19 protein-coding genes and 1 pseudogene are annotated in these 22,543 nt (G+C 44.4%); 15 read left to right on the top strand and 5 right to left on the bottom strand.

What is annotated here, in order from left to right; genetic code table 11:
- From PN466_RS14825 to PN466_RS14790, 8 genes are all read left to right on the top strand, one after another.
- A partial coding sequence (locus PN466_RS14825; protein WP_271940422.1) for a transposase occupies window positions 1-119 on the top strand: 119 nt, incomplete at its 5' end.
- A gap of 101 nt (window positions 120-220) precedes the next feature.
- Window positions 221-838 carry a hypothetical protein gene (locus PN466_RS14820; protein WP_271940416.1) on the top strand — a complete coding sequence of 206 codons (618 nt, stop codon included), beginning with the start codon at window positions 221-223 and terminating at the stop codon, window positions 836-838.
- A gap of 90 nt (window positions 839-928) precedes the next feature.
- Complete coding sequence (locus PN466_RS14815; protein ID WP_271940415.1) at window positions 929-3,310, top strand: DUF5906 domain-containing protein; 2,382 nt, start codon at window positions 929-931, stop codon at window positions 3,308-3,310.
- Window positions 3,311-4,020: 710 nt separating this feature from the next.
- Window positions 4,021-4,266: a hypothetical protein gene (locus PN466_RS14810; RefSeq protein ID WP_271940414.1), complete on the top strand. Its 246-nt coding sequence runs from the start codon at window positions 4,021-4,023 to the stop codon at window positions 4,264-4,266.
- The gene (locus PN466_RS14805) at window positions 4,259-4,525 is read left to right on the top strand and encodes a hypothetical protein (protein ID WP_271940413.1); all 267 of its coding nucleotides are present in this window, start codon (window positions 4,259-4,261) and stop codon (window positions 4,523-4,525) included. The genes PN466_RS14810 and PN466_RS14805 overlap by 8 nt, the downstream gene beginning before the upstream one ends.
- A gap of 110 nt (window positions 4,526-4,635) precedes the next feature.
- A complete protein-coding gene (locus tag PN466_RS14800; RefSeq protein ID WP_271940412.1) occupies window positions 4,636-5,124 on the top strand; it encodes a hypothetical protein in 489 nt (162 codons plus the stop codon).
- 90 nt (window positions 5,125-5,214) lie between these two features.
- Window positions 5,215-5,481: a hypothetical protein gene (locus tag PN466_RS14795; RefSeq protein WP_271940411.1), complete on the top strand. Its 267-nt coding sequence runs from the start codon at window positions 5,215-5,217 to the stop codon at window positions 5,479-5,481.
- A gap of 34 nt (window positions 5,482-5,515) precedes the next feature.
- Window positions 5,516-6,088: a hypothetical protein gene (locus PN466_RS14790; RefSeq protein WP_271940410.1), complete on the top strand. Its 573-nt coding sequence runs from the start codon at window positions 5,516-5,518 to the stop codon at window positions 6,086-6,088.
- Between the two features lie 24 nt (window positions 6,089-6,112).
- On the opposite strand, the gene PN466_RS14785 is transcribed toward PN466_RS14790, so the two are convergent.
- Entirely contained in the window at window positions 6,113-7,648 is a 1,536-nt protein-coding gene (locus tag PN466_RS14785; RefSeq protein ID WP_271940409.1) for a hypothetical protein, read from the bottom strand.
- A gap of 254 nt (window positions 7,649-7,902) precedes the next feature.
- Between PN466_RS14785 and PN466_RS14780 the strand changes: the two are divergent.
- Window positions 7,903-8,554, top strand: a pseudogene (locus PN466_RS14780) (IS630 family transposase).
- A gap of 24 nt (window positions 8,555-8,578) precedes the next feature.
- On the opposite strand, the gene fmt reads toward PN466_RS14780, so the two are convergent.
- Window positions 8,579-9,586: a methionyl-tRNA formyltransferase gene (gene fmt, locus PN466_RS14775; protein WP_271940408.1), complete on the bottom strand. Its 1,008-nt coding sequence runs from the start codon at window positions 9,584-9,586 to the stop codon at window positions 8,579-8,581.
- A 167-nt stretch (window positions 9,587-9,753) separates the two neighbouring features.
- On the opposite strand from fmt, the gene PN466_RS14770 reads away from it, so the two are divergent.
- Window positions 9,754-10,485 carry an alpha/beta hydrolase-fold protein gene (locus PN466_RS14770; protein WP_271940407.1) on the top strand — a complete coding sequence of 244 codons (732 nt, stop codon included), beginning with the start codon at window positions 9,754-9,756 and terminating at the stop codon, window positions 10,483-10,485.
- 199 nt (window positions 10,486-10,684) lie between these two features.
- Here the strand turns inward: PN466_RS14770 and ftsH3 are convergent, their stop codons facing one another.
- Window positions 10,685-12,523: an ATP-dependent zinc metalloprotease FtsH3 gene (ftsH3, locus tag PN466_RS14765; protein WP_271940406.1), complete on the bottom strand. Its 1,839-nt coding sequence runs from the start codon at window positions 12,521-12,523 to the stop codon at window positions 10,685-10,687.
- Window positions 12,524-12,847: 324 nt separating this feature from the next.
- Between ftsH3 and PN466_RS14760 the strand changes: the two genes are divergently transcribed.
- The 5 genes from PN466_RS14760 (at window position 12,848) to cbiE (ending at window position 20,943) form a co-directional block, all read left to right on the top strand.
- Window positions 12,848-16,549 carry an ATP-binding protein gene (locus PN466_RS14760; RefSeq protein WP_271940405.1) on the top strand — a complete coding sequence of 1,234 codons (3,702 nt, stop codon included), beginning with the start codon at window positions 12,848-12,850 and terminating at the stop codon, window positions 16,547-16,549.
- Window positions 16,550-16,714: 165 nt separating this feature from the next.
- On the top strand, window positions 16,715-18,127 hold the full coding sequence (locus tag PN466_RS14755) for a PP2C family protein-serine/threonine phosphatase (RefSeq protein WP_271940404.1): 1,413 nt from the start codon (window positions 16,715-16,717) through the stop codon (window positions 18,125-18,127).
- A gap of 176 nt (window positions 18,128-18,303) precedes the next feature.
- Window positions 18,304-19,023, top strand: coding sequence for a class I SAM-dependent methyltransferase (locus tag PN466_RS14750; protein ID WP_271940403.1), 720 nt, complete (start codon window positions 18,304-18,306; stop codon window positions 19,021-19,023).
- Between the two features lie 52 nt (window positions 19,024-19,075).
- Window positions 19,076-19,675, top strand: coding sequence for a cobalt-precorrin-8X methylmutase (locus PN466_RS14745; protein ID WP_271940402.1), 600 nt, complete (start codon window positions 19,076-19,078; stop codon window positions 19,673-19,675).
- A gap of 8 nt (window positions 19,676-19,683) precedes the next feature.
- Entirely contained in the window at window positions 19,684-20,943 is a 1,260-nt protein-coding gene (cbiE, locus tag PN466_RS14740; protein WP_271940401.1) for a precorrin-6y C5,15-methyltransferase (decarboxylating) subunit CbiE, read from the top strand.
- Here cbiE and PN466_RS14735 read toward each other — a convergent pair.
- Both PN466_RS14735 and PN466_RS14730 read right to left on the bottom strand, forming a co-directional pair.
- Entirely contained in the window at window positions 20,920-21,834 is a 915-nt protein-coding gene (locus PN466_RS14735; protein WP_271940400.1) for a CPBP family intramembrane glutamic endopeptidase, read from the bottom strand. The genes cbiE and PN466_RS14735 overlap by 24 nt on opposite strands.
- A gap of 127 nt (window positions 21,835-21,961) precedes the next feature.
- Window positions 21,962-22,375, bottom strand: a complete 414-nt coding sequence (locus PN466_RS14730) for an AbrB family transcriptional regulator (protein ID WP_271940399.1) — start codon at window positions 22,373-22,375, stop codon at window positions 21,962-21,964.
- Window positions 22,376-22,543: the final 168 nt, after the last annotated feature.

Here is a 22,543-nt window from a genome sequence, read left to right as displayed (position 1 = left end):
TTTGGTCTCCGAGTTATTTTGCTATTTCTTGTGGAGGTGCGCCGATAGAAAAGATTAAGCAATACATTCAACAACAAGGAGAAAAGCCGCCCACAGCGAAGCTAAAGGGCGGGGCTTGAAACCCAATTTTTGGGTCAAGCGCATCAAGACTCCTTCCTCTGGCAGTGAGGCTAAGACTAAAACTAGACCATTCCCCGGTCTAGCAAAGTACCCAGAACCGATGGAAGCTACCCCAGGATTCGGCAGAGACGAGAAAGGAAACAAGGTCTGGAACTACAGCAGAATTTGCCGCATGGTGCGGATTGACAAGAAGGACTTAAGACCCAATGGTAAGCCTGAAAAGTTCTGCTTCCCTCAGTTCTGTGAGCAGAAGGGCAAGGGAGACATTGACTGGGGGCCTTACAATTTTGAGTCTGTTCTATTCCCGACTCCAGAGGATAAAGGGAAGCTTCTACTGATGGTAGAAGGAGAACAATGCACCGATACCGCTGCCAAACTAGGCATTAAGGCTCTGACCGTTCAGGCTTCTGAGTGGAGAGTAGAGACGGTCAGTCCATGGCTCAAGGAACTCGCAGACTTAGGGTATGCAGGCTTTGTCCTTATCCCTGATAATGATGTTGCTGGAGGGAAAAAAATGGACATCATTCAACAGGCTTGCCAAATTGTAGGGCTTCACTCTGTCAGACTGGGCATGAAAACATTGTGGGCAGATTGCCCAGAAGCGGGGGATATTACCGATTGGTATGAAGCTGGTCTGGCATCTCCAGAAATCCTGGAAAAGGCTGTAGAAGATGTCTGGCGGATGCCTATTGAACCGCCAGTAGAGGAGAACAAATAAGAGTCAGGCAACCACTGTACACCGCAATCAGAGCGCAAGCAGTCAGGAAAGAAAGACGAGCCACCGACTCCTGTTCAGTTCGCTCAAGAGTTGGCTAAGGTAGAGCGAGATCGGTGGCGTTTTCACAATGAACAGAAAACTTGGAGGGAATGGAATGGCAAATATTGGGAAGCTATCCCCCACGAGGATGTAGGGGACGTTATTCACCACCAAGTCAAGTCATTCATCAAAACTGACACCTGGATAGAGAACTGTCTGAAGTCATTAGAACGGGAACTTCGTCATCGGCAATGGATGCCTCAATCACAGTCAGTGAGGGCTTTCGCCAATGGGGTTGTTGACATGGAAACCTTGGCATTGACCCCCCATAACCCAGAACATTACAACACCAGCATCATTCACCGGGACTGGTGGCAACCAGATGGAGAACCAATCAAAGACCCCTTGGAGGCGCTCAGACAATATTGCCCCCACATTTACGACGCTTGGCATCATGCCATGGGTGGAGATGAGAGGAAGATACTTAAACTTCTGGCAATTTGTAATGGGGTCTTAGCGTGGAGGTTTTCCACTCTCCAGAAATTCATACACCTAATTGGTAAACCTGGAACCGGAAAGGGGACTTTTTCACGCATACTAGGCTCTTTAGTGGGAGAGGAGAATACCAAAGCGTCTAAGCTTTCCAGGCTGGGAGGTGAGTATGATGTTGCTCACTGGATTGACAGTCAACTTCTTACCCTGCCTGACGAAGGGAATAAGTATTCGGAAGACGCTTTAGATACGATTAAATCCATGACTGGGGGGGATGCTATCCCCTATCGCCAAATCTTCAAAGAAGTGGGTTCTAGCCCATTCTACGGAACGCTTTTGATTATCTCTAACGACCCCATATTTAGAGGAGAGACTGGAGCCATCAAGCGCCGTTTATGCCTGGTTGAGTTTGACATACCAATCATCAACCGAAACTCCTTAGCTGAAGAATTAATGTTAAGGGAGATTCCTCGGCTCACCTATTGCGCTCTCTCTATGCCATCCCTCAAAGTTGATGCAATTGTCAATGGGCTAGGCGAACATGAGATTCCCTCATTCAACAGCAAGGCATGGGAACTAGAGACGGCAGAAAACTCTGTTGCTGACTTCCTGGATACTGAGTTAGTGCCCATATCTAATTGTAAAGTTTACGTCAAAGATGTTTACAGTGAATATACTAAATTCTGTTCTCACACTGGGCAGAAAGCTGTAGCAATGAATAAGTTTAGCTCTCGGCTGATTACTGCATCTGATTTTGTGGGTTGGGAAATTGAGAGAGGAAAAGCTCGGAACGGTTCTTACATCATCGGTGTGGATATAAGGGAAGAGATTAAACATCAACATATCCCCACTCCCAGTGAAGTGTTCAAAAAAGCTGAGAAAGCTTATTCCCCAAATCAACCATCACAACCGTCACAGCCAGATAGGGCAAGGGTTCCAGCCGTCACACCTATCGTCACCGAACCATCACAGGAACCATCACAGCCATCACAGGAACAAATTCCCATTGACTTTTCTGCTTCTGCGAGAGTAGAAGCGCCTATCCCATCACCTTCACCCTCAAAAACAGAGTGTGATGATACGGGTGACGATACTGTGATGGTTGATGTGACGGCTGGAATGCCTACACAGCAAGGGCGTGACGGTTGTGACGATACTTTAGGGGGGTGTAGATCAGAAAATGAGCAACCCGAAAAAACAGAGCCACTATCCGACCCATGGAGAAGTGCCCCTACTACGGAAAAAAGTGTCTCAAATGATTTCATCCCACCCCCATGGGGATGTCCAGGAATGAAGGTTAAAATTAAAGACCTGGATGATGGAGTGCAGAACGAAGGGATGTTAATTAGACTCTTGGATGATGGGGGATGGACTGTCTTCTGGGAGAATATCAAGATTGTATCCGACCACTCACAGGAAGAACTATCCCCACTCTCTGATGGAGATAATCCCAATGTCCATCAAGAGAGTGAGGGTCGGAGTAACGAAACAGCGCAACCCGACAGCTCTACCACTCAAAGTGAAGTTTCTGCTGATGACCTATCCACCCAAGAGGTGAGGGAGCCGATCCCAGTTGCAACCAAAACTGAAGATGACCTACCCTACTCGCTAGGCGAACTGTTGTGGATCAAGCATTCTGAGGGGAAACTTCCTGCAATGATTACGGGACTTCCTGACGAGAGTGGAAAGTGGGAATGCAAATACTTATTCAGGCTGAAATGGAGGACAGATCGCTTTGAGCCGGACGGATTAGAGAAGAGACCATCGGGAAACTACTCAATTGATGACAAGGTTCTAACTGTGACTCCAGGGACTGAATGTATGGAAGCGATCATCACCGGGGTTCAAGATGATGAGGGGGAATGGGAGGTCATGATAAATCTTGACGGGAAATGGCATGAAGGCTATCGCTATCCTCCTGAAGAACTGAGACCCAGATAATAGTCTTGTCCTTCAATTATCAAGGACGCTTCTCGTACTTATCCTGAAGTTCAGAACTCTAGTCTGCGATTAATCTATCAATCGCAGATTAGAGACTCTAATTAAATCTCTTGACAAGGAGGAATTTTTGACGCTATACTTGCGCTACGCGCAAGTGGACACAAAACGAGAGAATATCGGTAGTCAAGCGCCACCAAGAATTTCAGCATTTCCCATTATCTCCCCTAACCATAGAAATTTGTCTATGGAAATCTCCCTTTTGTACCCTCTTAGTCCCCATGAATCACCATATTACGACTGTACAATGGTATAAAGGGCGAAATGAGTTGACCTGTGGTATATCCTGTATTACTCAACGGCTAAAACCTTTGTCCTGTAAGGTTTCCTTTCAAAAGGACACCCCCAGTACGATTGGTCATTTAGAGGGGCAATCCACCTTACAGCGTAAATATGAGCCGCTATGGGCATGGAGCGAGTAGTACGATTGTGTCAGAAGGGCGAGGGCTGGACTACCAACGTACAATAGAGTCTCATTGATCGATGTCATCAAAAATGGTGAATAATTTTGATGATACGATCTATTGTCTTTGGCGATCGCCGGGGTTATGCTTTATTCATCAGCGAAAGGATTAACGCCCTGAGAAGGTAATGCCAATACCAACCCAGGACTTCCCCTAACTGTGACGAGACCACAATCAGGAGCATCAATAATGCTACGAAATATTGACCCTCTATGGAAGGCGAAAGAACCGTCCTTTTGGGAAATCGGCGATTGCGTCGGGGACTTTCTCATCACTGGAAAAACCTACTGTATCCAGGATGGGGATTGGCTTTATACTGCTGTTCCCCGACAATACGATGGATTCACCCAATTGATTGACTGTGAAGCGGATTTACATACAGTAGGGCAACTGCGAGATCTCATTGAAGAGGAAGGGGGTGAACGCTATGCCTAGAACCACCACTCGCAAGCCAGCGACCACCAAGCAAATCCGCGTCCCCGCAGAGCTAGAGCATCACGTCCGGGCGTACCTTGTTTACCTCAAAGAGCTTGAAGCTGTTCCTCCACCGGTGGATTTTGAGGCGATCGGGCAGCTAGAGCGCCGGTGTAACGCACTGGAATCCTCTGTCTCCTTCTGGGAAAGGCTCTCAGATATTCGGCAAACTTTACACACCATCAGTCACCAAATCAATGAGAAGGAATCCATGGAATAAACGCCCCATGGACTGGAACCCCTTGCTGTTTATCACATTAGGGGTTCTGCTTTCCTTTGTCCTTGGGCAATTCGTCACCGTAACTGTATCAATAAAAGGTCAAGAGAATCATGGGACTACTCCAGTTTTTGAGCAACGATAGCGCCGGAGGTATTGCGCCGGTACAGGGTCAGCACTCGCAGCTTGATGCTACTACTGTACACAAGAAGAGCGCCGACAACGCCATTACCCCAAATTCCCCCGGAAGCTGGGAAAAGTTCCGCTATGCCCCGGTTGTTGAGCAAGCCCGCAGTTTTTCCCCAGAGGAAGCGGAAGCCTTGAGAGAGCGGGCTAAGGATGCCAGAATTACGACTCGTGCCACCAAGAAAGCCTACGAAGCGCTCTCTGACATGAGTGATAACCATACCAGGGTCAACAAGTACCATGAACGCTATCGCCGGAACGAGGCTCGGAACGAGAAGAGGATACAGGGGTACTCAAATACCAGTGCCAAATATCTCCACTCGTTGCATCCTGGGTACGCTCAAATGGGCAATAGCTTAGAACAAGCTGAACAGCAAGCCGATGCTGCGATCGCCCCATTGATGGGTAGTTTGTAATCCCTTTAATCCCCCTAGGATACTACTGTACACCAGTATAAAAGCTCAAGTTTTCAGGGGGATTTCTATCCCGATATTAGAGGTTTTGAAATGATATCGCTTTACCGAATTATTGGGCTTGGCTTGATGGTTGGTAGTGGAGCAAGTTTGATTAGCTTGGCTAGTTTACTCAATCCAGACTTTAGAGAGATTGGCTTTATTTTGGCTCTTCTGATGGCTATTGGACAGGGGACTGCTGGAGCGACTATCTATTACCAGAGGGAGAAACTGGGGGATGATTTTATCCTCTATGTTGTGTTGTTAATTGGGCTAAGTTTAGTTCTAATTACAGGGGGATTAATTCAATGGGTATATTAATTAATTCCTCTGACAGCAAATCTGTTAAACAGCTTTGGATTACCCTCCATCTAATCTCTATCGTCTCTGGTTCTGCACTCCATTTTTTACTCGGAATGTCAGAGTCAATAGCTACCATCAGTTTTTTAGATGGTCGTCAGTTGTCGTTGGTTTAGTCTCTGGTGGAGCCTGCCTATCAAGTAGCATTATCTTAAGTGGTTTAGAGCCAAAGATTAAAGCGCTTGAAAAGTATGATGTAGCCCAGTTTAAGCACTCAGTAGCGTCTGAGTTATTTCTCGCTCAACAGACTAATAGTGCGATCGCCCTTGCCGTTAGCACCGAACGGAAAAGTTCGCTAGGGCTAACTGACCCTAACGCCAGTATTGATGAGGATTACGAGGGTGTTCCGTTAGAGCGTTCGTTACCTCCTAACTCTGAGGGTTCCAACGAAACTAACGGACTAACGGAACAAGTTCGGATAGCTCTAAATGATGGCTTGCCAGATTCCGAAATCATCAAGAACGTAATGGGATATAAGGGGGCAAAGTATGCAGAAGGTAGAGCCAAACTAGAGCAGATAAAATCCTCTCTGGAGTCTCCAGAAGAAGACGAGCAAGGTATCACCTAGGCTCTATTCCCAGAAGCTCTTAACTTACCCAATCTTAGGCAAGTTGTCATTACCACTCAGAAGTTCATTGAGTCGGGCATTTTCTCTCTTAAGGAAGAAGATAGTTTCATTCGCTTGCTTTAACTCTTCTTTTAGTCGTTGGTTCTCTACTGACTGGGAAATATCAGTTGTCAATAAAGTCAACTGGTCTTTAGGGGTCAAATGTTCATCATAGCCATCGTTAGACGATTGAGAATGTCTCAGACTCATTGAACGTTGGTCACGGGTCAAACCAGCAAGTTTGCCATGATAATTAGCCAAATGCCTTAAGGCATGAGTCTGCGTGAAACCTTGACCCCCTACTTGTTCAATATATTCACCTAATGACCGTCTCATTCCCCGTTGATAGCAACCTTTAATAGTCAACTCTTTAGAAGTTGATTTAGGAGTTACCGTAGGCAATGAGATGTTAGGGTTGTTAATATCCAAACGCTCTATCAAGTCTGGGTAGCTTGGATGAATCATTGGTCTAACAAACCCGCCACCAGTCTTGATAGTGATTTTGTGCTTACCTCCTGCATTATCAATAACCCAGAAGTAAGGTTTTAAGACTATGATAAAGTCCTGGTTCAATGGGTCATTGATGGCTGAAATAATCTCACCATCAGAACACTTGTAGGGCTTATCCAGGTTCGCAATTGCCAGAAATTCAGCACATCTAAAGCCATAGATGAGGTTAATAGAAAATGCCTTAAACCAAGAACGTCTAGCGTCAATGTTTTTGGACTGTTGAGTAGTCAAGGGATAGCCGTTGAGTCCCAAGGCCCTATCTCTGAAGTCAAGAAATGACTCAATACTGACAGTTTGCCTTGTCCGCTTTTTCTTAATCTGGGATCTACCGAAGTAGGCGTTAAATTTATCTACTTCAGACGACAATCGGTAAACCCTCAAAAGCTTGCATACTGCTGATTTGGCAGTTCTGAACCCTGCCGATTGACCGAGGTGACCCCATACCCTTTGCACTTCAGAAACAAGGTTTTCTGCTGTAAGCTTTAACTCAGGATTAAGTTTATTGTGGAATACCCCATAAGCTTCTTGGTAAGAGGCTTTTGAGTTTGTGCCCAAACTTGGGTCTGACCTATCCCTGCCACACTTGTCATAGTCATTGAAAAAATGGGTTTTAACTAACTCAATCGCTTGACCGATGGTTAAGTAATCATCCTTGAGGGTTGGCTCTTCTTTGATTTCTGTCTCATACCATGACCAAAACTCCGTTTCTCTCTCGCATTCCTTGAGTTTATGAGCCACAAGCAAGGCTTTTGCCAGAGCGTTGACGCAACCATCACGGGTAAAGTCTTCATCACAGGAATTATTGACTGTTGACGGCTTGGTTGCAGTTTTGAACCGGAGATACAATCGGTTGCCACTACTGACGATCCGGACACCCTTCGGAGTTGACTTCTGACAAGCCTTAAGATATGTCCTCACCAGTTCGTGATCTACCTGCTTAGAGACTTCAATGGCGTTAGAGTGAAAATACTCAGTTACCAAAACCCATGCCTGTTTAATGTAAATGTCCATATTCAACACGCTTTCAACACATCCTAATGTCTAGTATATAGGCCATATGTAGGGCAAGGGTTTCAAGCTATCGCAGCCTAAGTTCCTTCTATAAAGAGTGAGTTCAAATCTCATCATCGGCTTCAGCACTTAAACCCTTGCACTGATAGGCTTTGACTCTACTCTCCATCAGAGGTGAAGTAGCAATACACCTAACTTAATATCAAGTTCGATGAATAAGTTACGATATAAAGGAAGAGTGCCAAACCAAAGCAATGCCGAGACGAATTAAGATAGTCCCCCACCAGAGTACAGAGTCGCTAGGGGTAGCCTAGCATCAAGTAAAAGAGGGCCCAGAAAGTCGTCAATATCAAATCATCTGGTTGTTAGCTCAGGGAAAGACCACGGAGGAAATACAAGAAATTACCGGCTATAGCCGCACCTGGATTTATGAACTGGTGACCAGAAGGTTGTACACCCGTTGCTCGTGTGAATTGGAAATTTGAATGGTTATGGGTATATGGTTTTGTCGAACCTCAGAGTGGGGAAACTTATTGGTGGATACTCCCTTACGTCAATAGCCAACTATTTAATCGGGTATTAGAGGATGTGGCTAAATTCTTGGGCTTGGGTAAGGATAAACGTATCCTATTAGTGGTAGACCAAGCCGGATGGCATACCAGTAAGCAGGTGAGAGTACCCGAAGGACTTCATTTAATCTTCTTACCCTCTCATTGTCCCGAATTGCAACCAGCGGAAAGATCGTGGCCAGTGGTAGATAAACCGATTGCTAATCGCTCGTTTGAGAATATCGAGCAGCTAGAAGAAGTGTTGTACCAGCGCTGCCAAACCTTATTGAAACAGCCGCAATTAATTGCAGGGTTAACCGATTTTTACGGGTGGAGTGAACTGCTGACTATATCATAACTTATTCACCGGACTTGATATAACTCATTGGCTGCTATGGTTCATAACTTCTCCCACTTGCAAACGGGAGCCATTCATAAAATCGCTTCCCAATTGCGCCCGTTTTCCAGCTAATTGTACTTGATGCAAAACTAAGAACCCTTGTCCAGTTTTCACCACTGGGCCGAATCCTTTGGCAAGAAAAACAACTTCTCCCACTTGGGCATCACCCAAGTTCATATGTTGTAAATTTTGCTCCAATGCTATCAACTCTTCAGGCAATTCTAATCCTTGATCCATCATCAAGGGAGAGGTTTCCATCACCTTCAACAAGCGATCGCGAAATTGAGTAATGCAAGACGGAAAAAATGCCCGTACTTGGTTATGTAACTCTAGGGCACTGCGTTGCCAATCTAACTCATAATCCGGTTTACTAATCAAAGGTGCATAGGTGGCTAAATCATTATCCTGGGCAATGGGGGTAACCTGCTGTTGATCAAGTTTTAACAAAGTGTCAATTAATAAATCTGCGCCCATCTGAGCTAACCGCTCGGCTAAAGTATGGGCATTGTCTCCTAAATGAATGGGGGTCACTGACTTAAGCAACATATCTCCGGTGTCCATTCCCTTATCCATAAGCATGGTGGTAATACCGGTTTCCCTTTCCCCATGGTAGAGACACCATTGGATGGGGGCGGCTCCCCGATATTGAGGTAAAATTGAGCCATGGACGTTCACGCATCCGAGTCTAGGCATTTTCAGAATCTTGAGGGAAAGAATTTGACCGTAGGCAACCACCACAAACACATCAGCCTGCATTTGCTCTAATTCCTGTAATGTCAAAGAGTCTTTCTTAATTCGTTCAGGTTGCCACACGGGTAAATTCTCCCTTAGAGCAATGGTTTTCACAGCAGAGGGGATGGCTTTGCTCCCTCGACCTCGACGTTTATCTGGTTGGGTGACAATGCCCAGAACTTTGAATTGTGGATCGGATAATAATCGCTCTAGGGTGGGGACAGCAAAGGCCGGTGTGCCAAAAAAAATAACTCTCATGGGTTACGGTTCTGTATGATGTTGGAGAAACGGTTAAGGATTGGACAATGGTTACGTTATTGTTTTAAGTTACCGGAGGATATCGTTCACAACCTATGTTCTAGACTTTCAATTCTATATCCATCCTCGATCGCTCAAGTTTGACTCACGCTTTCAGTTTAAACTCTATGGCTTATTGTCGTCGGTATTTCCGGTTCTATTCCCATATTCTGCAACGGGAAATGGAGGTCTTGCATTTTGGGGACTCTGGCTATCCCATGTTATTGTTTCCTTCAAGCAATGGACGCTTTTTCGATCCAGAAGACCGGGGTTTAATAGCGGCTCTGGGGCGGCATTTGGATATGGGCTGGACTCAGGTGTTTTGTTTGGATACCTTGGACTGGGAAACGCTGTTAGCTCCAGGATTAACGATTCAGGAACGTCGTCAGCGCTGGTTATTGTTGGAGAAGCATTGGTGTAAGGAGTTTATACCCTATGCTTGTGATGAAGCCCAGAATGATTTTTTAGTGGCTGCTGGCTGTTCTTTAGGCGCAACCCATGCGTTAAATTTGGCTTTGCGCTATCCAAATATTGTCCGCCGCTGTATTTCTATGTCGGGAACCTATGATTTAACCAAGCTACCTGGGATTGCACAGTTAAATTCCGAGGAAACCACTAAGGAGTTGCATTTTATTAATCCAGTCGCCTACATGGCTAATATGAATCGCGATCGCTGGTTAGAGTTAGGAGGAGCCAATACTGACCTCAAACTTCTCACGGCTCAACATGACCACTGTCTCTCCGATTATCTGCGCTTGTGTGATACTTTTAATCGCAATGGCATTCCCCATCATTTAGAAATTTGGGATGGGGGCCATGATTGGTCCATTTGGCAAGCACAACTAGCAGCGTTTGCCTAACCCAATTCCACAGAAGTTCTTCTAGACTAAACATCGAGCACATAAGGAGTTGCTGATTCGCACTTTTAGCCTACTCCCTTTGCTCCTCCGGATCTATCGCTAATCATCGCCTCCTTAACCTAAACTGAAGAATAGATAGGGGCGAACGACTGTTTGCCCCTATCTATTCGTCGATCCTTGAGGATGGCTATCGGTGAAATTAGGCGATCGCCGCCATTTTCACCTCACTATTGGCCAACAATTCTTGCAGTTCATCAGAATCAACCGTTTCTCGTTCCACTAGCATTTGTGCCAATTGGTCGAGGACAGCACGATTATTGACTAACACTGCCTTAGCGCGGCGATAGGCTTGGTCTACTAGATTCCGCACCTCATCATCAATAGCGGCTGCCGTTTCTTCCGAGAAATCCCGCTCGGCTGCAATATCGCGACCCAGGAACATATTGCCTTGCTGACGACCTAATGCGACCGGTCCGAGGCGATCGCTCATCCCGAAACGAGTCACCATTTGCCGAGCCACCCGTGCCACCTGTTGCAAGTCATTCGATGCACCAGTCGTCACTTCTTCATCACCAAAGACGATCTCTTCAGCCAAACGACCGCCCAGAGCAACCGCCATCTGGTTTTGCAGATAAGAACGGCTGTATAATCCGGAATCCATGCGCTCTTCACTCGGTGTGAACCAAGTCAAACCCCCGGCACGGCCGCGAGGAATAATGCTAATTTTCTGTACGGGATCGTAATCTGGCATCAAAGCGCCCACTAAAGCATGGCCGGCTTCATGATAGGCGACCAATTCCTTGCGTTTCTCGCTCATCACCCGGTCTTTCTTCTCCGGCCCAGCCAGAACGCGGTCAATGGCATCATTGACTTCATCCATGGAAATCTCAGTTAAATTGCGACGAGCCGCTAAAATGGCTCCCTCATTCAAGAGATTGGAGAGGTCTGCACCCGTAAATCCAGGAGTCCGACGGGCAATTTTTTCCAGATCCACATCAGGAGATAGGGTTTTGCCCCGGGAGTGAACATTAAGAATTTCTAAGCGTCCAGCATAGTCGGGACGGTCTACGACCACCTGACGGTCAAAGCGACCGGGACGCATCAAGGCAGCATCGAGAACATCGGGACGGTTAGTTGCCGCAATAATGATAATTCCGGTATTGCCTTCAAACCCGTCCATTTCGGTCAGCAATTGGTTCAGGGTTTGTTCGCGCTCGTCATTACCGCCACCGAGACCTGCACCCCGTTGACGACCAACGGCATCAATTTCATCGATAAAGACGATACAGGGAGCATTGGCTTTCGCTTGTTCAAACAAATCCCGGACGCGGGAAGCACCCACCCCGACAAACATTTCGACAAACTCAGAACCCGAAATGGAGAAAAAGGGAACTCCTGCTTCACCGGCAACTGCTTTCGCGAGTAGGGTTTTACCCGTTCCAGGAGGGCCAACTAAGAGGACACCTTTGGGGATTTTAGCGCCCACTGCCGTGAAGCGATCGGCGTTTTTCAAGAAGTCTACAACTTCCGTTAACTCTAATTTGGCTTGTTCAATCCCGGCCACATCTCCGAAGGTGACTTGGGTTTGGGGTTCCATTTGCACCCTAGCCTTCGATTTCCCAAAGTTCATCGCCTGAGAGCCAGGGCCATTTTGGGCCCGTCTGAGGAGGAAAAAGACCCCTACCACCAGCAAAATCGGGATAAACAGACTACTTAAGGCCCGCACCCAAGCCCCATCATCACTGGGAGGTAAAACTGAGATATCAACATTATTGTTCGTGAGAATGTTGAGTAGATCTGGATCGTTGGGAAGGTTAACCAGAATCTTATCGCCATTTTCTGCGGTCACTAGCGCTCTAGTACGGTCAGCACTGAGGTTGACCCGCTCTACCCGTTGGCTCTCAACTTCATCAATCAGTTGACTGTAAGGCCAGGTTTGGGTGGGTTGAGGTTGTTGGTCAAACAACGCTGTTCCCAAGGCAATGACGACGATCGCCAGTAAAGCATATAGTCCTGCATTTCTCCACCGTTTGTTCACGCCTATTCGATCCTCCTGTTGTGTTTTAGGGTATTTAGGACGGTTCTTGTTTATGATTATTAATCTTATATTAACGAATATTACGAAACTGTGAGCGATCTGCTCAACAATCAGGAGCGGCGATCGGTCTGTATCTCTTGTTCCATCAAGGATGGCAGATATGAGAAGTTTTAGTTTAGGGGCGATCGAGCCTAGGGAGCGATTCGGTTAACAGTGTGGAAAACCCTACCTGATATCTGAAGGCGAAGGGGCATCAAGCCATACCTTTAAACCCATAGAACTCTAGTGATAAAATATCCTAAAGTTTCTGATAACTTAAAAACTATGCTCTCCTTATCCGGTTATAAAACCCTAAACTTCATTTACGAAAGCAGTAACTCGGAAGTCTATCGGGCAATCAAAGAAACTAATCAGCAACCTGTTATTCTCAAACTCCTCAAAGAAGACTATCCCACTCGCTCAGAACTGACCCGCTACAAACAAGAATATCAGCTTACCCATTCCTTAGACCGAAAAGGAATCATTAAAGCCTATGACCTTCAACCCTATAAAAATACCCTAGTTATTATCCTGGAGGACTTTGGAGGAGAATCCCTCAGATCTCTCAAAATTCAGGACACCTTTAACCTGAATCAATACCTATCCCTATTCATCAAAATAGCTGAAAGCCTTGGAGAACTCCACGCCGAAAATATTATCCACAAAGATATTAATCCTGCCAATATCGTACTCAACGTCCAAACGCAACAGCTAAAAATCATCGACCTCGGTATCTCCACTCAACTAAGCAAAGAAACTCCCACCCTTAAAAACCCCACCATTGTCGAAGGAACCATTCAGTATATCTCCCCAGAACAAACCGGAAGAATGAACCGCTCCTTAGACTATCGCACCGACTTTTATTCTCTTGGTGTATCCTTTTATGAACTGCTCGCCAAGCAACTACCATTCACCGCCCAAGACGAACTCGAATTAGTTCATTGTCATATTGCCAAAGAACCTCGATCGGTAACCGAAATTAATCCCCATATTCCCTCCATTTTCTCCGACATCATCAGCAAGTTGATGTCCAAAAACGCCGAAGATAGATATCAGAGTGCTTGGGGATTAAAAACCGACCTAGAAACGTGTTTAACCCAACTGGAAACCCAGGGAGAAATTGACTCGTTTCCTCTGGGAACCGAAGACCTATCTGATAAATTTCAAATTCCCCAAAAACTCTACGGAAGGCAAAAAGAAATTGAGCAGCTCTTAAACATCTTTGAACAAGTCGATAGAAACAATCAAATGATGCTAGTGGCTGGCTACTCAGGTATTGGAAAATCAGCCCTAGTCCAAGAAATATATAAACCCATCACCCAAAGAAAAGGCTACTTCATTTCTGGAAAATTTGACCAATTTCAGCGTAATTTTCCCTATTCAGCGATCGTATCAGCCTTCAAAGAATTTGTGCAACAACTACTAACTGAAAGCCCAGAAAACTTAGAAAAATGGAAAACTAAATTATTGCAAGCTCTCGGTGTTAATGGACAAGTTATTATTGAAGTCATACCAGAAATTGAATTAATTATTGGCCCCCAACCCCCCATAGATAAATTAGAACCAACGGAATCTCAAAATCGGTTTAACTTAGTTTTTCAACACTTTATTCACTGCTGTTGTAGTCCGGAGCATCCCCTAGTTATCTTTCTAGACGATCTCCAATGGACAGATAGAGCAACTTTAAAGTTAATCGAACTGATCGTGATGGATAAAAACCTAAAAAACTTATTATTGATTGGAGCTTATCGAGACAATGAAGTCAATGTTAACCATCCTTTTATTACCTTGATTGATAAGCTCAAAAATAATCAAATTTGTATTCATGAGTTGACCTTGAAAAATCTAGTTATAAATGACGTTAGACATCTGATCGAAGACACCGTGATACAAGAGAATGAGAAGGTTCAAGAATTGTCCAAAATGATCTTTGATAAAACACAAGGTAACCCATTCTTTGTTAATCAGTTTTTAAGCAACTTATATTCTGAAAATCTCATTGAGTTTAATTATAAAAACCAAGTATGGGAATGGGATTTGTACAAAATAAAGTCTCAAAATATCACAGATAATGTGGTTGAGTTGATGATTGGTAAGTTAAGAAAATTACCCTTGAATACCCAGGAAGTTTTAAAGCTGGCAGCATGTATTGGTGCTAATTTTGATTTAACTACCTTATCTCTTGTCTCAGGAAATAATTCACCTGAAGTATTCAATTACATAATTCCTGCAATTCAATCGGGGTTAGTTTTGTCTTTATCGGAGTTAGATCCAGAACTTTTGATTCAAGACTACCGGTTTGTACATGACCGAGTACAACAAGCTGCTTATGCTTTAATTACTGAAGAAGACAAGCCATCAATTCATCTGAAGATTGGACAACTCTTGCTCAAGAATAGCTCTGAAGAAGAGCAATCAGAAAACATATTTGATATTGTCGGTCATTTGAATATTGGTTTTGATAGACTCACTAATGATGAAGAAAAAAATAAAATTACTCATTTAAATCTTGAGGCAGGTAAAAAGGCCAAATCATCAGCCGCATATATGGGTTCATTAGAATACCTGAAAGCTGGAATGGATCAATTGAGTAATGACAGTTGGGACAAGTGTTATCAGTTAACCTTTGAATTACATAAAGAGCGTTGTGAAGTTGAATACTTGAATTACAATTATGATGAAGCTGAAATATGCGCTGATATCACATTACAAAAAACTAAATCAACGTTAGATAAATGTGAAATTTATCGGCTTCTATGCGTGCAAAATACTCTATCAACTAAGTATGAAGAAGCGATTGTTAATGTAACGACTGCTTTGGACTTATTGGGGATTTATTTTCCAAGTTCAACAGCAGATCAAATTGAACTACAAGCTTGTCTTGATGTGGAAATAAAAAATATTAAAACCCATTTAAAATATCGCAAAGTTTCCGAGCTGGAACAGGCTGAAGAATGTACCGATCCAGAAAAACAAATGGCAATGAAATTGCTACACTGTGGAACATCCTCGATGTTTTTGACCAACCCAACTATGTGGTGGATTGTTAGTACAAAATTGGTTCAAATGTCCTTGAAGTATGGGTTAGTCATTAACTCGATTTTTGGTTTTTCTGCCTATGCCATGTTTTTGGCACAGATAGAAGAAGAGTATGCCCTTGCTTATGAATTTGGAACCTTAGCGATTAATCTGACTGAACGATTTAATCATGGGGGAGTAAAATGTCAAGTTCTTCATGTATTTGCTACTTATGTTAATGGATGGAATAAACACTTGAAATATGCCAATCCTCTCAATGATGAAGGGTTTGCATTAGCCTTAGAATATGGCGATATCAACTATGCTGGATATATAATAATGGTGAATTGCTATAACTTATTTTATCAAAGTAAACCGCTTGAAGAGATGGCAGAGCAAATCGAAAACTATCTCTTGTATGCAGAGCAGAGCAGTCATAAATTGGCAACTGATTTGTTATGGGCAGCTCATTTAGTAATTCTCAACTTAAGAGGTTTAAATTCAGATATTGATTCATTTGATGATGGAGAAAAAGCCGAAGAATTTTATCTAAATAATTGGATAGAATGTCAGAGTTTTATGGTGCTTTGTTATTATTACATTATCAAATCTCAAGCCTGCTATCTCTATCATAAACTGAATGAATCCCTCGATTGTTTGTCAGAAGCGAAAAAAATACTTCCTTTCATCTCGATTAGCATTCCAGTTGCTCAACACAATTTCTATTCGTCTTTAACTCTCTTGCGTTTGTACCCTGATTCCGATCTGGAAAACCAAAAAAAAGTCATGGAAAAAGTACGGAAAAACCAAGTGAGGATGAAAAAGTGGGTAGATAATTGCCCCGAAAACTTTTTCCATAAATATTTATTAGTAGAAGCTGAGGTGGCTAAGGTTCTAGAAGATACTCTAGAAGCGATAGATTTATATGACCGTGCTATTGAAGCTGCCCGTGAAAATGATTATATTTAGGAAGAAAGTTTAGCCAATGAACTGGCTGCTGAGTTTTACTTAAAATTCAAGAAGCCAAAATTTGCTCAAATTTATATACAACAAGCTTATTATGGATATAGGGTTTGGGGAGCAACGGCTAAAACTGAGCAATTGGAGCAACTCTATCCTGATTTCTTAAGTCTATTGTCTGATACACAAAAGAGTGGTATTTCTATTACTAGAAGTGCTACTACTACCCCCTCTGGTGTGGCTTTAGATCTCTCGACGGTTCTCAAAGCTAATCAAGCGATTTCTGGTGAAATTGTTTTAGAAAAGCTATTGATGGCTCTGATGAATATTATTATGCAAAATGCAGGAGCGCAGAGTGGATATTTGTTGATTGCAGATCAAGAAGAATTGATCATTGAAGCCTCCCAAACTCTAGATTCTGATCAAATTCAGGTCTTACAAGCACTTCCCGTACAAGAAAATGCTCAAATAGCTCAGAGTCTAATTAATTATGTGCGTCGTACTCAAGAGAGTGTAGTACTTCATGATGCGACAAATCAGGGTAACTTTATCAATGATCCTTACATTCAAGAATATCAACCTAAATCGATTCTTTGTGTGCCTCTGATTAATCAAGGAGAATTAGTCAGTATTGTCTACCTGGAAAATAATTTGACGATAGGTGCGTTTACAGCGAATCGAGTGGAGATGATTAAACTGTTGTCGGGACAAGCGGCGATCGCCTTAGAAAATGCGTATCTCTACCAAAACTTGGAAAAAAAAGTACAACAACGCACCGCAGAACTCGCCTTAGCCAATCAGGAAATCGGCATCTTAAACGAGAAACTCAAGGCAGAGAATATACGGTTAAGTTCAGAGTTGGATGTAGCCAAAAAACTCCAGCAGATGGTACTGCCGAAAGCAGAAGAGTTAGACGATATTGCTGATTTGGAAATTGCCGGATATATGGAACCCGCAGATGAAGTAGGAGGAGATTATTATGATGTTCTCAAGCAAGGAGATCGCCTAAAAATTGGTATTGGCGATGTGACGGGACATGGGTTAGAAAGTGGGGTATTGATGCTGATGGCTCAAACAGCAATTCGCACGTTGCAGAAGATGGATGAAACCGATCCGGTGCGGTTTTTAGATATCCTCAATCAGACCCTGTATGACAATTTGCAACGAATGAAGTCTGATAAAAATATGACCCTATCGATTTTGGATTATCACCAGGGATGGGTGCAACTGAGTGGTCAACATGAGGAGGCGATCGTGGTTCGCTGTGATGGAAAAATTGAGTTAATTGATACAATAAATTTGGGATTCCCCATTGGTTTAGATGACCAGATTGCGGATTTTATTAGCCAACAGGATATTCATTTAAATGCTGAAGATGTGATGGTATTGTATACGGATGGGATTACAGAAGCGGAGAATAGGGAGAAGTATCAATATGGATTAGAGCGTTTATGTAATCTACTGATACAACATCGGCAAAAATCAGCCCATGAGATTCGGGAACGGGTGGTTGAGGATGTACGCGGGTTTATTGGCGAGCATAAGGTGTTTGATGATATTACTGTGGTGGTTTTGAAGCAACGATGAAGAAATCCGAACATCTGGCTCTCCAGTTAGTCTCCTGATCTACTAAACAAGTTATAATTTTTAGCGGTTGTAGGGTAGGTAGAAGAATACGCCCTATTATTTCAAATGTGGTGCGCTATCCTGTCGCCCCTGCCTAGCTTAGATACATGGATAACCCAATATCTCCGATCAAAATCATGGAAACAACCATTTCTCCCCAAGATGTTCGCAAGTTAGCCATTTCTTTTTTAGCTCAAGAAGGACTCAATCGAGAGTTTGTGGAAAATGCTTCCTTGAAACCGGATGATGCCGAGATATTAGTGCAGTTCTTGCCCGAGCAGTATCGGGGAAAAATCTTAGAGGTGGGCACATTTGTCGGTGTATCTTCTGTTGTATTAGGTCTATGTTTTCCTGACTCTGAGATTATCTGCGTCGATCCAGGTTTACCAACGGGTTTAATGAATGGGTTATGTGTGCGAAAGTTTGAGATCCCAGATTACCCAGAAACGATGTTATCGTTTGTCAAAGCAGCCCTTGTCCATGTGGGTGTTCGCGATCGCTTTAAGATTTATCAAGGATTTTTCTCCTGCTGTTTCCCCGACCCTGGCGATCGCCAAAAGGTTATTGATTATGGTGTTAATCTAGACGATTATGCCACAATTGGCCCAGAAGTTTGTGAAACCCATGGCCCCTTTAATGCGGTTTTCCTAGATGCCGATCACCACACTGAAGCGGTACTGAGCGATCTACTGCTCTTATCTTCGTATGTAGCAACCGATGGGGTAATTATTCTTCATGATATGGGGGAGGATTTTTGGGGACAACAAGTTAGGGAAGGGGTTGCTAGATTCTTAAACGTACATCCGGAGTTTAGCTTAGAGCAACGAGGCGATTTAGGTAAACTTCAGCGCTCTTGAATAATATGAAAACAACACACTACTGTATTGATGGGGTGGTTTTGAAGCAACGATGAAGAAATTTGAACATCCGATCGCGCTGGAAAGTTTTGCCTTGATCGATCGCGAGATTGGCCCCCATACTTTAAATGTTCAGGAATATGCGATCGCGCGTCGTGTCATTCACACCACTGCCGATTTTGAATTCAAAGACTTACTTAACTTTAGTCCCACAGCCATTCAATCCGGTATCGATGCCCTTCGCCAACAGCATCCCATTATTACCGATGTCTCGATGGTGAGTAGAGGAATTCACGGTTTAGTCACTCAAACGTTTAATAATCCTCTCTGGGTTGCAGTCGAAGCAGCACCTGAAGCGGAACCGGGAAAAACCCGCACAGAAACGGGAATGCTTCATTTTGCGCGTCAGTTTCCAAATGGCATTTTTGTAATTGGAAACGCACCTACAGCTCTATTAGCCCTATGTGAGGAGATCGAACAGGGTAGGGTGCAACCGGCTCTAGTTATCGGCGCTCCTGTGGGATTTGTGTCTGTGGTAGAAGCGAAATCTCGTTTAGCACAATTGGCAGTTCCCCAAATTGTGGTAAATGGGCGTAAGGGCGGATCGCCAGTGGCGGCAGCTATTGTTAATGCTTTGATCCATCTGGCGTAGGGAAACAGATGAATCAGATTAATGTTGTGGGTATTGGCTTAGAGGGCGCATCTGGACTGTCGGTAGTGGTGCAAGAAATCATCGATCGCGCAACGCTATTGGTGGGTAGCGATCGCCACTTGGCTTATTTTCCCCAACACCTAGCCCAGCGCCTCACCTTAAACGACATCTCCCAAACCCTACACCACATTAAAGAGCGCCTCAGCTCAGAAACTATCGTCATCCTGGTTTCCGGTGACCCCCTGTTTTTTGGTCTTGGACGACTGCTGCTCACCTATTTTCCACCAGAGCAATTATGCTTTCATCCCCATCTCAGTTCCGTTCAACTTGCCTTTAGTCGGGTGAAAGTCCCTTGGCAAGGAGCGACAATCATTAGTATCCATGGTCGAGAGTTCGATCAATTGGTGAGGGCGCTGCAAAAAGGCGCTTCTCCCATCGCCGTATTGACCGATCCGCTCCATAGTCCAGGAGCGATCGCCCATCTATTATTAAATGTAGATAACCCCACCTCTTATGACTTCTGGGTATGTGAAAACCTGGGAGGAACCGATGAGCGCATCCAACACTTATCCCCTCAAGAAGCCCTGATGCGGACGTTTGCGCCCCTGAATATTACGATCTTGGTGGAGAAACCCCAAGATAGCTCTATTGATTTAAATACCTTACCCGCCCTTGGCATACCCGATCGCCAATTCTACAGTTTCGGCGATCGACCTGGCTTAATCACCAAGCGGGAAATTCGTCTTCTGATTCTGGGAGAACTCGGTCTACAACCCAAGCAAGTCATCTGGGATATTGGCGCTGGAACCGGTTCCGTCTCTGTGGAAATCGGACGTTTAGTCCCCACAGCCCAAATTTATGCCATTGAAAAAACGGCAGCCGGAATTCAACTGATTCAAAATAATGCTCGGCGCTTTGCCCTCTCGAATGTCGTCTCTATTCAAGGCAAAGCACCCGACATTTTACGCCAAATTCCTGCCCCTCACCGGGTGTTTATTGGCGGTACTGGAGATTCTTTAGAAGGAATTTTAGCCTGTTGTTTAGCCACCTTGTTACCTGGGGGTAAAATAGTCATGGCCCTAGCAACATTAGAGCATCTACAAGAGGCGATCGCCTGGATCGATCGCCACCAATTGACCTATCGGGTGCTACAAGTCCAGGTCTCCCGCTCACTTCCCGTAGGCCGATTTACCCGTTTTGCTCCTCTCAATCCTGCCATCCTCCTGACGATTGAACCTTTTGATTCAACCGCCAAAATGGCCCATTAATCCCAGAATTAAGCCCGTTATCCCCAAAATCAAAATCCCCACCACGCCACTTAAGGGTTCTCCGTTTATACCCGTTACCCATTCGGGCCAGGGGCGATCGGATTTTGGCTTTAAAATTTGGGTTGTATCTAGACTGATTAATCCCCAGATCCAACCCCCATGAAGTCCCCAAGCTAACCCCAAACTTCCTCCATCGACCCAACGGGCCAGCACTAAAACTAGGCCCATCAAGGCCAGTCCAGGGACTTGGATTAAACTGCCCTTAAAATCCCAAATTAGATGGGAAAGGGCAAAGATTAAACTCGAAAGGATAGCCGCCCACACCAGCCCCATATCCCTTTGCAGTTCGGTCAGCAAAAATCCCCGAAATACGGTTTCTTCTATGACACCGATCCATAAACTTAGGGCTAAAATTGAGCCGAGTGTGGGCAGGAAAGAGGCAGCGATCGCTTCGGGTTGCCATGCCAAGCTTCCCCAAGCTACCTGCAAGCCATAGGCGATAAATAATGTCAGGATGCTCAGAGCCAGACCTGCCATTAGCGAAACGAAAACTGACCGATCTAGCCCTAAACCATAGTCAGAAATCGGCTGCTTCTCTATCCAAACTATTGCCCCTAACAACAAGGGAACCAAAAGGTATAGGGGCATCAGTAAGGACAGTTTTTGTTGAGGATCTAAGGGATGGGGAGGATGCCATTTCAGATGACGAGCAATAGGAATGGCGATCGGTAACCACAATATTACCCACAGAGCAAAAAAAGCAAAACTCTTAAGAATTCCTGAACTGGGGTGAAGATGGGATGACCACCTAGAAACAAATAGAGAAAACATAACTCCCGATCCAGACGTAGATGCTCGCACACTTACAGAGGTTTGGACTGTCGCGGACATGAAACGCCCTGTACTGAGGTCCGTTATCAAAGGCTCAAACCCTGAGTAAAAGAAGCTTTTGCCTTTTGCCTATTTCCTTTTACCTAGCGCAAAGCCCTATACTCTTTCGTCTGGATTTTGGCTAGGGTTAATCCGGCTCAGAGCCATTTTTATCATCATTATCATCCACTTGAATTAAGTGAATGTGTTTGTAGCCCAATTTAATCTCAAATTCATCTCCTTTCTTCAGCCCCATGGCTTCCGTATAAGTAGAACCAATCACAATTTGGCCATTTTTATGAACACTGACGCGGTAAGTTGGCTCGCGTCCCCGGCCATCTTTAGATTTCCCCGGATCGAGATCGATGCCTCTGGCGGCTAATACGGCATCATAGAATGCCCCTAAATTAACCCGGATATCATCCCCTTTTTTTGCAGAGTTATAGTACCCACAATATTTGGCCCTTTCTCTACGGGATAGGTGGGAGAGTTCACTGACTTTTTGAAGCAACGCTTTCCCGGTATAGGGTGCTTCTGGAAGTGGTAAATCCTTTTCGCTCATTTGGATACCTTAATTTTCGGTGGACTTGAACAAAACAGACCCAATTTCAGAGCTATAACTGTACCCCCCTGAAGAAAGTTGCTTCAGAGTTGGTTTGCCTGACTCTTGGGTTGGTCTAGGTCAGGTTTTTTCTGACAGACTTAACAAGTATATTACACAATTATAGTG

Source organism: Roseofilum reptotaenium CS-1145, from assembly GCF_028330985.1.
GTDB classification, from domain to species: domain Bacteria; phylum Cyanobacteriota; class Cyanobacteriia; order Cyanobacteriales; family Desertifilaceae; genus Roseofilum; species Roseofilum reptotaenium.
This window is presented reverse-complemented; position numbering and strand designations above follow the sequence as displayed.

Excerpts from the sequence above, each read along its gene's own strand:
- PN466_RS14770 (WP_271940407.1), top strand. The coding sequence starts at position 9,754 with ATGGCTTATTGTCGTCGGTATTTCCGGTTCTATTCCCATATTCTGCAA.
- PN466_RS14805 (WP_271940413.1), top strand. The coding sequence starts at position 4,259 with ATGCCTAGAACCACCACTCGCAAGCCAGCGACCACCAAGCAAATCCGC.
- PN466_RS14760 (WP_271940405.1), top strand. The coding sequence starts at position 12,848 with ATGCTCTCCTTATCCGGTTATAAAACCCTAAACTTCATTTACGAAAGC.
- PN466_RS14730 (WP_271940399.1), bottom strand. The coding sequence starts at position 22,375 with ATGAGCGAAAAGGATTTACCACTTCCAGAAGCACCCTATACCGGGAAA.
- PN466_RS14750 (WP_271940403.1), top strand. The coding sequence starts at position 18,304 with ATGGAAACAACCATTTCTCCCCAAGATGTTCGCAAGTTAGCCATTTCT.
- fmt (WP_271940408.1), bottom strand. The coding sequence starts at position 9,586 with ATGAGAGTTATTTTTTTTGGCACACCGGCCTTTGCTGTCCCCACCCTA.
- PN466_RS14735 (WP_271940400.1), bottom strand. The coding sequence starts at position 21,834 with ATGTCCGCGACAGTCCAAACCTCTGTAAGTGTGCGAGCATCTACGTCT.
- cbiE (WP_271940401.1), top strand. The coding sequence starts at position 19,684 with ATGAATCAGATTAATGTTGTGGGTATTGGCTTAGAGGGCGCATCTGGA.
- PN466_RS14820 (WP_271940416.1), top strand. The coding sequence starts at position 221 with ATGGAAGCTACCCCAGGATTCGGCAGAGACGAGAAAGGAAACAAGGTC.
- PN466_RS14800 (WP_271940412.1), top strand. The coding sequence starts at position 4,636 with ATGGGACTACTCCAGTTTTTGAGCAACGATAGCGCCGGAGGTATTGCG.
- PN466_RS14795 (WP_271940411.1), top strand. The coding sequence starts at position 5,215 with ATGATATCGCTTTACCGAATTATTGGGCTTGGCTTGATGGTTGGTAGT.
- PN466_RS14785 (WP_271940409.1), bottom strand. The coding sequence starts at position 7,648 with ATGGACATTTACATTAAACAGGCATGGGTTTTGGTAACTGAGTATTTT.
- PN466_RS14810 (WP_271940414.1), top strand. The coding sequence starts at position 4,021 with ATGCTACGAAATATTGACCCTCTATGGAAGGCGAAAGAACCGTCCTTT.
- PN466_RS14745 (WP_271940402.1), top strand. The coding sequence starts at position 19,076 with ATGAAGAAATTTGAACATCCGATCGCGCTGGAAAGTTTTGCCTTGATC.